The sequence below is a fragment of the Streptomyces sp. NPDC059696 genome (assembly GCF_042733745.1).
Lineage (GTDB): Bacteria > Actinomycetota > Actinomycetes > Streptomycetales > Streptomycetaceae > Streptomyces.
In genome coordinates this window covers 137,041-149,589 of the sequence record NZ_JBHWFG010000014.1, presented here as the reverse complement: position 1 = coordinate 149,589, position 12,549 = coordinate 137,041, and the positions used below count along the sequence as shown (strand labels likewise).

At 70.4% G+C, this 12,549-nt stretch carries 11 protein-coding genes and 1 riboswitch; of the genes, 3 read left to right on the top strand and 8 right to left on the bottom strand.

The genetic code is table 11. The features are described 5' to 3' along the window. Positions 1-15: 15 nt before the first annotated feature. The 6 genes from ACFV20_RS17835 to thrC all read right to left on the bottom strand — a co-directional run bounded on the left by ACFV20_RS17835 (position 16) and on the right by thrC (position 7,307). On the bottom strand, positions 16-1,566 hold the full coding sequence (locus tag ACFV20_RS17835; protein WP_385657621.1) for a carboxylesterase/lipase family protein: 1,551 nt from the start codon (positions 1,564-1,566) through the stop codon (positions 16-18). A gap of 92 nt (positions 1,567-1,658) precedes the next feature. Beyond that, a complete protein-coding gene (locus ACFV20_RS17830) occupies positions 1,659-2,786 on the bottom strand; it encodes an NADH:flavin oxidoreductase (RefSeq protein WP_385657619.1) in 1,128 nt (375 codons plus the stop codon). 221 nt (positions 2,787-3,007) lie between these two features. Beyond that, on the bottom strand, positions 3,008-4,630 hold the full coding sequence (gene groL / locus ACFV20_RS17825; protein WP_053672570.1) for a chaperonin GroEL: 1,623 nt from the start codon (positions 4,628-4,630) through the stop codon (positions 3,008-3,010). Between the two features lie 334 nt (positions 4,631-4,964). Further along, complete coding sequence (locus ACFV20_RS17820; RefSeq protein ID WP_010035953.1) at positions 4,965-5,168, bottom strand: cold-shock protein; 204 nt, start codon at positions 5,166-5,168, stop codon at positions 4,965-4,967. A gap of 446 nt (positions 5,169-5,614) precedes the next feature. Then, positions 5,615-5,890: a MoaD/ThiS family protein gene (locus ACFV20_RS17815; protein WP_385657617.1), complete on the bottom strand. Its 276-nt coding sequence runs from the start codon at positions 5,888-5,890 to the stop codon at positions 5,615-5,617. A gap of 130 nt (positions 5,891-6,020) precedes the next feature. Next, positions 6,021-7,307, bottom strand: coding sequence for a threonine synthase (gene thrC, locus ACFV20_RS17810; RefSeq protein ID WP_385657615.1), 1,287 nt, complete (start codon positions 7,305-7,307; stop codon positions 6,021-6,023). A gap of 18 nt (positions 7,308-7,325) precedes the next feature. Then, positions 7,326-7,482, bottom strand: a riboswitch (SAM riboswitch). Positions 7,483-7,634: 152 nt separating this feature from the next. On the opposite strand from thrC, the gene ACFV20_RS17805 reads away from it, so the two are divergent. From ACFV20_RS17805 to otsB, 3 genes are all read left to right on the top strand, one after another. Next, positions 7,635-8,579 (top strand): glucosyl-3-phosphoglycerate synthase, encoded by a 945-nt coding sequence (locus tag ACFV20_RS17805; RefSeq protein WP_385657614.1) that lies wholly within the window; start codon positions 7,635-7,637, stop codon positions 8,577-8,579. 73 nt (positions 8,580-8,652) lie between these two features. Further along, on the top strand, positions 8,653-10,041 hold the full coding sequence (locus ACFV20_RS17800; protein ID WP_385657612.1) for a trehalose-6-phosphate synthase: 1,389 nt from the start codon (positions 8,653-8,655) through the stop codon (positions 10,039-10,041). Positions 10,042-10,048: 7 nt separating this feature from the next. Continuing rightward, complete coding sequence (gene otsB, locus ACFV20_RS17795) at positions 10,049-10,870, top strand: trehalose-phosphatase (protein WP_385657610.1); 822 nt, start codon at positions 10,049-10,051, stop codon at positions 10,868-10,870. Between the two features lie 79 nt (positions 10,871-10,949). On the opposite strand, the gene ACFV20_RS17790 is transcribed toward otsB, so the two are convergent. Together ACFV20_RS17790 and ACFV20_RS17785 are read right to left on the bottom strand one after the other, a co-directional pair. Next, complete coding sequence (locus tag ACFV20_RS17790) at positions 10,950-11,195, bottom strand: DUF3263 domain-containing protein (RefSeq protein WP_385657608.1); 246 nt, start codon at positions 11,193-11,195, stop codon at positions 10,950-10,952. Between the two features lie 38 nt (positions 11,196-11,233). Then, complete coding sequence (locus ACFV20_RS17785; RefSeq protein WP_385657606.1) at positions 11,234-12,487, bottom strand: ABC transporter substrate-binding protein; 1,254 nt, start codon at positions 12,485-12,487, stop codon at positions 11,234-11,236. Positions 12,488-12,549 lie beyond the last annotated feature (62 nt).

Sequence of the window (12,549 nt, the reverse complement as noted above, 5' to 3'; positions counted from 1 at the left end):
AGCACCGTTGCCGTACTAGAGGAGAGGCAGCGGCAGGAACTCGTGCCCCTCCCACAGCCGCCGTGACGCCTCCTCCGGGTACGCCCGCACCTCCGGCTCCGCGTCCAGCACCTGCACCAGCCGCTCGGCGTCGTCGTACGCCGGCCAGCCCGGGTCGCCCGAGCGGGCGAAGGACGTCCAGGACATGCGGAAACGGGACGACAGCGCGCGGGCCTCGGCGGACGGCTCCGTGCCCGCGAACAGCAGCAGCCCCAGGTCCGCCCCGTACGTGCCGAACAGCAGCGGGATGTCCAGGCCGTGGCAGGCGCCGAGCGCGCCGCCGTTGCCCGGAGCCGGCCAGGTCAGTTCGTAGACGTGGGCGCGTCCGCCGCCCGCACGCTGCGCCTCGGCCAGGTGCAGGGACGGCATGCCGAACAGCCAGTCCGTCTGGACGCGTTCGTAGAGCTCGCCCGCGGAGGCGTCGGGGAACGCGTCGCGGTACGCCTGCTCACCGCCGGGGGCGAAGAGACTCAGGGCAGAGGCCGCCCTTTCCTCGGATATCTGGCCGAGTTGACCGGTCATGGCGGTGAAGAGGCGGTATTCGTCGCGGTTGTGGCCGACGAGAAGGTCGATGTCCTTCGCGGACCCCGACCTCAGCGCCTGCCACGGGCTCGTCGGCAGCACCTCGCCGTCGACCACCGGCGAGAACGGTGTGACCGTGGGTGCCGCCTGGCCCCAGCGGTCGATGTTCCGGGGCATCTTCGGGCCGAGCGTCTCGCCCGCCGAGGTCAGCTTGCGCGGGGCGATCGTCGACAGGTCGGCGACCGTGGGGCGCAGACCGAGCTCCGCGGCGAGGGCCGTGCCGATGTCCCGGGCCAGCGCGTCGGAGAAGAACGTCCCGGGCACGCTCTGCGCGATCGCCCGCCGGAACAGCCCGGCCGCGCGCGGCATGGAGAGCAGGGAGGCGACCGAGCCCGCGCCCGCCGACTCCCCGAAGATCGTGACCTGTTCGGGATCGCCGCCGAAGGACTCGATGTTGTCCCGCACCCACTCCAGCGCGGCCACCTGGTCGAGCAGTCCGCGGTTGGCGGGCGCTCCCTCGATGTGGGCGAAACCCTCCATGCCGACGCGGTAGTTGAAGGAAACGACGACGAGGTCGCCGTCGGTGGCGATGTGCCGGGCGTCGTAGCCGGGGCTGCCGGCGTGGCCGATCTTGTAGGCGCCGCCGTAGATCCACACCATCACCGGGCGGCGTGCGTCCGGGCCGGTCTCGGGGGTCCAGACGTTGACCGTGAGCCAGTCGTCGCCCTGCGGCCCGTGGATCAGGCCCGGGCCGGCCATCAGGCCGAGGTCCTGCGGGGGTGGCGGTCCGAAGGCGTACGCCTCCCGTATGCCGTCCCAGCTCTCGGCGGGGCGCGGCGCCTGGAAGCGGGCCTCGCCCACCGGGGGCGCGGCGAAGGGGATGCCACGGAAGACGGCGAGGTTCTCCTCCCTCCGACCGCGTACCGCGCCGGCGGTGGTGCGCACCACCGGGCCGGGCTGTTCGGAGGGGCCACCCGCCGAGGGGCGGGAGTCGGTCGTCGTCACTGGGTCTCCTTCACAGGGTGCCGGCGAACAAGCGTCCGTTCAGTCTCGTTGACCGACGCAAGCGAATCCAGGCACCCCGTGCGGAGGCGGGGTCAGCTGAGGGTCTTCAGCGCCGCCGGGCTGTAGGGCGCCAGCTCCTCGACGCGGCCGTCGAGGACCTTGCGGGCCCACTCGGGGTCCTGGAGCAGGGCGCGGCCGACGGCGACCATGTCGAACTCGTCGCGCTCGAAGCGGTCGAGGAGGTTGTCGAGGTCGCCGACCTCGGCGCCCTGGCCCTGGAAGGACTTGAGGAAGTCGGTGCCGTCCAGGCCGACCGAGCCGACGGTGATGGTGGGCTTGCCGGTGAGCTTCTTGGTCCAGCCGGCCAGGTTGAGGTCGGAGTCGTCGAACTCGGGGACCCAGTAGCGGCGGGTGGAGGCGTGGAAGGCGTCGACGCCGGCGGCGGCCAGCGGAGCGAGGATGGACTCCAGCTCCTCCGGGGTCTCGGCGAGGCGGGCGCGGTAGGCCTCCTGCTTCCACTGGGAGAAGCGGAAGATGACGGGGAAGTCGGCGGAGACGGACTCGCGGACGGCCGTGACGATCTCCTCGGCGAGCTTGGCGCGGGCGACGCGGTCGCCGCCGTAGGCGTCGGTGCGGCGGTTGGTGCCCTCCCAGAGGAACTGGTCGAGCAAGTAGCCGTGGGCGCCGTGCAGTTCGACACCGTCGAAGCCGATGCGCTCGGCGGCGGCCGCGGCCGCGGCGAACGCGCCGATGACGGCGTCGATGTCGGCCTGCGTCATGACCTTGCCGGTGGGCTCGTCGGCGCCGATGCGCAGACCCGAGGGGCCGACGGCGGGGGCGTCGGCGACGGGGGGCTCGCCCTGGTTGCGGACCATGCCGATGTGCCACAGCTGCGGCACGATCGTGCCGCCCGCGGCGTGCACCGCCTCGGCGACCTTCGCCCAGCCCGCGAGCTGCTCGTCACCGTGGAAGCGCGGCACGCTGTCGCTCTGCCCGGCCGACTCGTGGCCGACGTAGGTGCCCTCGGTGACGATCAGGCCGACTCCGGCGGCGGCGCGGCGCGCGTAGTACGACACGACGTCCTCACCGGGCACACCGCCGGGGGAGAACATGCGGGTCATCGGCGCCATCGCGATCCGGTTGGGAACGGTCAGGCCGCCCAGCGTGACGGGCCGGGACAGGATTTCGGCGGCGCGGGAGGCGGAGGCGGCGACAGTCACGTGGTGGCTCACTTTCGGATACCGGGGGGTATGTGCATACGCATAGGACCGACCTAACCTTCAACCATCCGGTCCCGCCCCGCCATCCCATCCCCGCTGTGATCCCGGACACGCGCCCCGCACGCACCTCTCCCGCACCCCGGACACGCCGAAGGGCGGCACCTCCTGCCGGAACAGGAAGTGCCGCCCTCGGTACGGACGTCGATCAACCCTCGGGTCGATCAGAAGTCCATGTCACCGCCCGGCATGCCGCCGCCGGCCGGCGCGGCGGCCTTCTCCGGCTTGTCGGCGATGACGGCCTCGGTGGTGAGGAACAGCGCGGCGATGGAGGCGGCGTTCTGCAGGGCGGAACGCGTCACCTTCGCCGGGTCGATGATGCCCTCGGCGATCATGTCGACGTACTCACCGGTCGCGGCGTTCAGGCCGTGGCCGACGGTGAGGTTGCGGACCTTCTCCACGACGACGCCGCCCTCGAGACCACCGTTGACGGCGATCTGCTTCAGCGGGGCCTCCAGCGCGAGCTTCACGGCGTTGGCGCCGGTCGCCTCGTCGCCGTCGAGCTCCAGCTTCTCGAAGACCTGGGAGGCCTGCAGCAGGGCCACGCCACCACCGGCGACGATGCCCTCCTCGACGGCCGCCTTGGCGTTGCGCACGGCGTCCTCGATGCGGTGCTTGCGCTCCTTGAGCTCCACCTCGGTGGCGGCACCGGCCTTGATGACCGCGACACCGCCGGCGAGCTTCGCCAGGCGCTCCTGCAGCTTCTCGCGGTCGTAGTCCGAGTCGCTGTTCTCGATCTCGGCGCGGATCTGGTTGACGCGGCCCTGGACCTGGTCGGCCGAGCCGGCACCGTCGACGATGGTGGTCTCGTCCTTGGTGATGACGACCTTGCGGGCCTTGCCCAGCAGGTCGAGCGTGGCGTTCTCCAGCTTGAGGCCGACCTCCTCGGAGATCACCTCGCCGCCGGTGAGGATGCCGATGTCCTGCAGCATCGCCTTGCGGCGGTCGCCGAAGCCCGGGGCCTTGACGGCGACGGACTTGAAGGTGCCGCGGATCTTGTTGACGACCAGGGTCGACAGAGCCTCGCCCTCGACGTCCTCGGCGATGATCAGCAGCGGCTTGCCGGACTGCATGACCTTCTCGAGGAGCGGCAGCAGGTCCTTGACGTTGCTGATCTTCGAGTTGGCGATCAGGATGTACGGGTCGTCGAGGACGGCCTCCATACGCTCCATGTCGGTGGCGAAGTACGCCGAGATGTAGCCCTTGTCGAAGCGCATACCCTCGGTGAGCTCCAGCTCCAGACCGAAGGTCTGGGACTCCTCGACGGTGATGACGCCTTCCTTGCCGACCTTGTCCATGGCCTCGGCGATGAGCTCGCCGATCTGGGTGTCGGCGGCGGAGATGGAGGCCGTGGAGGCGATCTGCTCCTTGGTCTCGACGTCCTTCGCCTGCTCCAGCAGGGCGGCGGAGACGGCCTCGACGGCGCGCTCGATACCACGCTTGAGGGCCATCGGGTTGGCGCCGGCGGCTACGTTGCGCAGGCCTTCCTTGACCAGGGCCTGGGCGAGAACGGTCGCGGTGGTCGTACCGTCACCGGCGACGTCGTCCGTCTTCTTGGCGACTTCCTTGACCAGCTCGGCGCCGATCTTCTCGTACGGGTCCTCGAGCTCGATCTCCTTGGCGATGGAGACACCATCGTTGGTGATCGTGGGCGCGCCCCACTTCTTCTCGAGGACGACGTTGCGGCCCTTGGGGCCGAGCGTCACCTTGACGGCGTCCGCGAGCTGGTTCATGCCGCGCTCGAGGCCGCGCCGCGCCTCCTCGTCGAACGCGATGATCTTGGCCATGTGAAGTGGTCCCTCCAGGACTGGGGGTGATTACTTCGGACCGCGCCCGCGCCCGCGACGGACGGCTCGCTTGCCTTGCGGGTTCCTTCCCCCACCTGGCCTGCGGGCCTCACCGACCCGGTCCTTACGTTGTCACTCTCACCTTCAGAGTGCTAACGCAATGATTAGCACTCGGGCATGGCGAGTGCAAGCGCCTCCCGGGGATCGGGCAGGGGCGTCAGCCGCCCGCGAACACCGCCCGGCGGGCGTCCGGGCAGGCCGAAGGGCCCGCACCCCGGGGGGTACGGGCCCTTCTGAGAAGACCGGTCGCTGATGCGTTGGTCGTGGTGCGCGTTCAGGCAGAGACGCGAACCATGTCGGCCTGCGGTCCCTTCTGACCCTGCGAGATCTCGAACTCGACCCGCTGGCCCTCTTCAAGGGTGCGGTAGCCGTCCATCTGGATCGCGCTGTAGTGGACGAAAACATCCGCACCACCGTCGACCGCGATGAAGCCGTACCCCTTCTCCGCGTTGAACCACTTGACGGTGCCCTGAGCCATGCCTAACTCCCCTATTACTGGCCCTTGCACAGATCCACACTTCGCGGACCCGGGTCAGACCTCACCCCCCACGGTTGGGGGCGTGCGCCGGAACGCGTCGACCGCGGCTGAATGTATCTGTCCAACTGCCGTCTGCAACAGGTCAATCGGACGAGAATTCTGGACGCGCAGGGTCCGGAATGTGGGGAGAATTCGCCCGAATTCAGGGCAAGTCGGGCCACACAAAGGGAACAAAAGCCTCAAAAGACATGCACACTTTGGCTACATCTTGTCGGGCTCGAAGCAGGAATTCAGGGTTCCGATCAGCGGATCGGGACTGCGTTCCCCAACTGTACCCCGCTCAACCACGCAGAATTGCCCCCTCCGCTTCTCTCACGGAGGGGGCAATTCGATAAACTCTCAGTGACTGTCGTTACCGAAGGTAACAATCAAGCCGGTCGACCGGTTCAGCCACCCGCGACAGCGGGAATGATCGACACACCGGCACCGTCCGGCGTCGCCGTCTCCAGCCCCTGCTCGAAGCGCACGTCGTCGTCGTTGACGTACACGTTGACGAACCGGCGCAGCTTGCCCTGGTCGTCCAGCACCCGGGCGGCGATCCCGGTGTGGTTCTTCTCCAGATCGGCGATGACCTCACCGAGGGTCCCACCCTCGGCGGAGACCTCGGCCTGACCGCCGGTGTAGGTGCGCAGGATGGTGGGGATGCGGACGGTGACGCTCATCAGACATGTCCTCCGGTTCTTATTCGAGCTACGGCTGGGGCGCGCCCTCAGGGGCGCGGGGCTGTGTCCATGTGCGGCTCCGCCGCGTGGGCGCGACCAGCCCCCCGCGGCCCGCAGCGAACAACGACGCTCAGACGAGCCCGGCCTCACGGAACGAGTCCAAGTTGGGCCGGATGGTCGCGGTCAGCCCGGTCCCGGCCACCGCATCGAGCGTCTTCAGCCCATCCCCCGTGTTCAGCACCACGGTCGTCAACGACGGGTCGAGCACCCCGTTCTCGATCAACTTGCGCGTCACACCCACCGTCACACCACCGGCGGTCTCCGCGAAGATCCCCTCGGTCCGAGCGAGGATCTTGATCGCGTCGACGATCTGCTCGTCGTTCACGTCCTCCACGGCCCCGCCCGTGCGCCGCGCGATGTCCAGCACGTACGGCCCGTCCGCCGGGTTGCCGATCGCGAGGGACTTGGCGATGGTGTCCGGCTTCTGCGGGCGGACGACGTCGTGCCCGGCCTTGTAGGCGACGGACACCGGCGAACAGCCCTCGGCCTGCGCACCGAAGATCTTGTACGGCTTGTCCTCGACCAGCCCGAGCTTGATCAGCTCCTGCAGACCCTTGTCGATCTTCGTGAGCTGCGAACCGGAGGCGATCGGCACCACGAGCTGGTCCGGCAGCCGCCAGCCGAGCTGCTCACAGATCTCGTACGCGAGGGTCTTGGACCCTTCCGCGTAGTACGGCCGGAGGTTGACGTTGACGAAGCCCCAGCCCTCGCCGGCCGGGTCGCCGATCAGCTCGGAGCAGAAGCGGTTCACGTCGTCGTAGTTGCCCTCGATGCCGACGAGCTCGCCGCCGTAGACCGCGGCCATGACGACCTTGCCCTGCTCCAGGTCGTGCGGGATGAACACGCAGGAGCGGAAGCCGGCGCGGGCCGCCGCGGCACCCACCGCACCGGCGAGGTTGCCGGTGGAGGAGCAGGAGAGCGTGGTGAAGCCGAAGGCGCGGGCGGCCTCCAGGGCCTGGGCGACGACCCGGTCCTTGAAGGAGTGCGTCGGGTTGCCGGAGTCGTCCTTGACGAACAGCCGTCCGGCGTCGACACCCAGCTCACGCGCGAGGTTGTCGGCCTGGACGAGCTTGGTCCAGCCCGGGTTGATGTTCGGCTTGTCCGCCACGTCGGCCGGGACCGGCAGCAGCGGGGCGTAGCGCCAGATGTTCGCGGGACCCGCTTCGATGCGCTTGCGGAGCTCTTCGGTGTCGTAGGCCGAGAAGTCGTAGGCGATCTCCAGCGGGCCGAAACACTCCTCGCACGCGAAGACCGGGCCGAGGGGCACGCGGTGACCGCACTCGCGGCAGCTGAGGGCAGCCGCGGGGCCGAGGTCTACGGTGGATTCAGTGGTGCTTGCAACAGTCTGCGCAGCCATGTGAGGCGAGGCCCTTTCTCCTCATCTTCCTCACGACGCACTTCGCCGTGAGACGGATTTGGCACCTTCCCGAGCCGGGAGCCTCGCGCGTGTGGTCGCCAGTGACCTACGAGAACCGACTGGAGGGTTGCCGGGGCTTCATCGGGCCGTTTCCCTCTGCCCCTCTGGATGAGCTGTATGTGGTTGTAAAGGCGGGTGACCCCGGACATGCGATGGTCATCCGCGTTGTTCAAGACTGTAACCGACGACCAGGACAGTTGAGATAGTCGTCCGAACCGCGAGATGGATCACTCCGTCCCGCCCGGAGCACGCAGAGGAGCCGCCACGGTGCTGGAAGAAGTCGAGCGCTGGCTGAGCACCCGTTCCTGGTCCGCGAATGATCGTCCGCTCCACCAGATCCTCGCAGCGAAGCAGCGCACGGGCCAGACGGTCAGTGTGGTGCTGCCCGCGCTGAACGAGGAGGCGACGGTCGGCGACATCGCCTCCGTCATCCGCCACGACCTCATGCGGCAGGTCCCGCTCGTCGACGAGCTGGTCGTCGTCGACTCGGGCTCGACCGACCGCACGTCGGAGGTCGCCGCCGCCGCGGGCGCGCGGGTGGTGCACCGGGACGCGATACTCCCGCGCCTGCCCGCCGTGCCCGGCAAGGGCGAGGTGCTGTGGCGCTCGCTCCTGGTCACCCGCGGGGACATCGTCTGTTTCGTCGACGCGGACCTCAAGGACTTCTCGTCCGACTTCGTCTCGGGCATCGTGGGCCCGCTGCTCACGGACCCGGGCGTGGACCTGGTGAAGGCCATGTACGACCGCCCCCTCGGCGGTGCCGCCGGGCAGGGCGGCCGGGTCACCGAGCTGATGGCGCGCCCGCTGCTCAACATGCACTGGCCGCAGCTGGCCGGCTTCGTGCAGCCGCTCGGCGGCGAGTACGCGGCCCGCCGCTCCCTGCTGGAGCAGCTGCCGTTCCCCGTCGGGTACGGCGTCGAGCTGGGCATGCTGGTGGACGCCCTGCACCTGGCGGGCCTGGACGCCCTCGCCCAGGTGGACGTGGGGGTGCGCAAGCACCGGCACCAGGACGGGCAGGCACTGGGCCGGATGGCCGCCGCGATCTACCGCACGGCCCAGCTGCGGCTGGCCCGCGGGCACCTGATCCGGCCGTCCCTGACCCAGTTCGAGCGGGGCACGGACGGCTTCGAGCCGAGGACGTACTCCGTGGACACCGAGGAACGTCCGCCGATGGTGGATATCGCCGAGTACCAGGCGCGGCAGGCTGCCTGACCGGGGCCGTTTTCGGCCGGGCGCGGCAGATCCGCACGTTTGAGCGTTTCGGGCCCGGGCTAGGTTGAGGTTTATGGCTTCGACGTACGGTGCTGCACAGGTGCTGGTGGCCTCCAACCGTGGCCCGGTCTCGTACACGGTGGGAGAGGACGGTTCGCTGGACGCCAAGCGGGGCGGCGGCGGGCTGGTCTCCGGGCTCTCCGCGATCGGCTCGGACGCGGACGCGCTGTGGGTGTGCTCGGCGCTCTCCGACGGCGACCGGGAGGCGGTGAGGCGCGGTGTCGGCGAGGACGGCGTGCGGATGCTGGACATCCCGCCCGACGTGCACGCCGACGCGTACAACGGCATCGCCAACTCGGTCCTGTGGTTCGTGCACCACATGCTCTACCAGACGCCCCTGGAGCCCGTCTTCGACGCGGAGTTCCGCCGGCAGTGGGCGTCCTACGAGGCGTACAACCGGGCGTTCGCCGAGGCGCTGGCCGAGGAGGCGGCGCAGGGCGCGGCGGTCGTGGTGCAGGACTACCACCTGACGCTGGTGCCGGGCATGCTCCGCGAGCTGCGGCCCGACCTGCGCATCGGGCACTTCTCGCACACGCCGTGGGCGCCACCCGAGTACTTCCGGATGCTGCCGGACGACGTGGCCGGGCAGGTGCTGCGCGGCATGCTCGGCGCGGACCGCCTCGGCTTCCTCACCGAGCGCTGGGCGGAGGCGTTCACCGCGTGCGCCGAGCGGTTCGCCGGCGGGCTCGGCGGCACCCGGGTCGGGGTGCACGGCCTCGGCGCCGACGCCGACTTCCTGCGCAAGCGGGCCCACGAGCCGGACGTCGAGGAGCGGATCACCGCCCTCCGCCAGGAGATCGGCGAGGGACGGCGCACCATCGTCCGCGTGGACCGCACCGAGCTGTCCAAGAACATCGTGCGCGGCCTGCTGGCCTACCGGCGCCTGCTGGAGACCCACGCCGAGTGGCGCGAGCGGGTGGTGCACGTCGCCTTCGCCTACCCCTCCCGGCAGGACCTGGCGGTGTACCGGGACTACACGGCCGAGGTGCAGCGGCTCGCCGACGAGATCAACGCCGAGTACGGCACGCCGGGCTGGAAGCCGGTCGTGCTGCACGTCAAGGACGACTTCGCCCGCTCCCTGGCCGCCTACCGGCTGGCCGACGTGGCCCTCGTCAACCCCATCCGCGACGGCATGAACCTCGTCGCCAAGGAGGTCCCGGTCGTCTCCGACGCGGGCTGCGCGCTGGTGCTGTCGCGGGAGGCCGGGGCGCACGAGGAGCTGGGCGAGGACGCGATCACCGTGAACCCCTACGACGTGACGGGCACCGCGGCGGCCCTGCACGAGGCGCTGTCGCTGCGCCCGGAGGAACGCGCGGAACGCAGCAAGCGCCTGGCCGCCGCGGCCACGGCCCTGCCACCGGCGCGGTGGTTCCTGGACCAGCTCGACGCGTTGAGGGGCTGAGGGCCCGATGAGCAGCCTTCCCACCCCCGCGACCCGGGCCGGACAGGACGGTCTCGCCGCCCTGCTCGCCGACCCCGGCAAGGCGCTGATCGCCCTGGACTTCGACGGGACGCTCGCGCCGATCGTGGCCGACCCCGAGCTGGCCCGGGCCCATCCCCAGGCGCTGGACGCGCTGGTGGCGCTCGCCCCGAAGGTCGCCGCCATCGCGGTGATCACCGGCCGGCCCGCCGAGGTCGCCGTGCGCAACGGCGGCTTCGCGCACGTGCCGGGCCTGGAACACCTCGTCGTCCTCGGGCACTACGGCGCCGAGCGGTGGGACGCCCGCACCGGCGAGGTCACCGCGCCCGAGCCGCACCCCGGCGTCGCGGCCGTCCGTGCCGAGCTGCCCGGACTGCTCGAAGGGAGCGGCACCTGGGTGGAGGACAAGGGCCGGGCGGTGGCCGTGCACACCCGCCGGGCCGCCGATCCGCAGGCCGCCTTCGAGGCCCTGCGCGAGCCGCTGACCGCCCTGGCCTCCCGGCACGGCCTGATCCTCGAGCCCGGCCGCCTGGTCCTCGAACTGCGCCCGCCCGGCATGGACAAGGGCGTCGCCCTGAGCGACTACGCCCGGGAGATCGGCGCCGGCTCGGTCCTCTACGGCGGCGACGACCTGGGCGACCTGCCCGCCTACTCCGCCGTCGACACCCTGCGCACGACCGGCACCCCGGGCCTGCTGGTGTGCAGCGGCAGCGACGAGGTGACGGAACTGCGCGAGCGGGCGGACGTGGTGGTGGACGGCCCGGAGGGAGTCGTGGAGCTGCTGAGGGCCTTGGTGAACCGGATCAGCTGACGGTCACGTCCCCTTCAGGGGCGCGGGGTGCGCGTTCAGCCCCCACGCACCCGCGCCCCGCGACGGCCGCGAAGCTCCCTCACCGCTCGGACCGCCGCCGCTCCCGCACCCGCCGCAGCCGATTGACCGTCACCGGATCGTGCGCCAACGCCCGAGCGTCGTCCAGCAGGGCGTTGAGCAGCTGGTAGTACCGCACGGGCGCGAGCCCCAGCTCCTCCCGTATGGCCCGCTCCTTCAGACCGGGCCCGGAAAAGCTACGGCGTTCGAGCGCGAGAATGTCCCGCTCTCTGCGCCCGAGCCCCTCCTCACCCGACTTCTCCTCCATACCCGGCACCGTAACGCCCGCCACCGACAGCAGCGCAGCTACTCCGCGCTCTCCGCCCGGGTCGCCTCGGCCTGGAGGTGGCCCAGGACGCCCGACGGGCTGCCGCCGGGTGCGACGGCCTTGCCGATCTGCTGCTTGACCTGGGCACTGACGTCGGCCCAGGAGGTCTTGCCGACCGGGTAGAGCTCGGAGGCCAGCAGCTCCTCCAGGAACGGCTTGAGGTGCCGGTCCTCCTCGGCGGCGGCCATCGTGCCGGAGGCGGACGTGGTGACCGGCAGCAGGTCGTACTCGCGCGAGAAGGCCAGCACGTTCTTCTCGCTGTAGACGAAGTCGAGGAAGTCCCCCACCTGGTCGCGGTGACCGTTCTTGCGGAACGCGGTCATCCAGTCGGAGACGCCCAGGGTGGAGCGGCTCGGGCCCTCGTGGCCCGGCGTGGGCACCATGCCGTACTTCACGCCGTTCTTGGCGGCGATCTTCATCAGCGAGGGGTGGCCGTTGAGCATGCCGACCTCGCCCTTGGCGAAGGCCGCGAACGCCGCCGCCCGGTTGAGCTGCCCCGGCGCGACCGGCCCGGTCAGGCCCTTGCCGACCAGGTCGTTCTTCAGCCAGGAGAAGGTGTCGATGTTCTCCGGGGAGTCGATGCCGTAGCCGTCGACGCCGTCGGTGTAACCGCCTCCGCCGCTGAGCATCCACTGCATGGTCTCGGCCTGCGCCTCCTCCGGGCCGAGGGGCAGCGCGTACGGGTACTTCACGCCCTTCGCCTTGAGCGCCTCGGCGTCCTCCGCCAGGTCGTCCCACGACTCGGGCGGGGTGATGCCGGCCTTGGCGAAGAGGGACTTGTTGTAGAAGAGCACACGGGTGGAGGCGGCGAACGGCATGCCGTACTGCACGCCCTTCACCTGGCCCGCGGAGGCCAGCTGCCCCACGAAGTCGGCCTGCACGGGTATGGAGAGCAGGTCGTCGGCCTTGTAGAGCTGGTTCTCCGCCGCGTAGTCGGCGTAGGCGCCGATCTGTGCCATGTCCGGCGGGTCACCGGCGGCGACCATCTCCCGGACCTTGCGGTCGACGTCGTTCCAGGAGTAGACGCTGACGTCGACCTCGACGTCGGGGTGGTCGGCCTCGTACTCCTCGGCGAGCTTGTCCCAGTACTTCTTCGAGCTGTTGGCCGCGCTGTCGCCGTAGTCGGCGGCGACCAGCTTCAGCGTCACGTCCGCCGAGCCGCCCGTCAGTCCGCAGCCGCCGAGGACCGCCGTCATGCCCAGTGCGGACACCACCGCGATCGTTCCTGTCATCCGCCGCCGCTGCACCGCTGTTCTTCCCCAACCCCGGCGTCACTCGCCCCACTCGGGCCCGT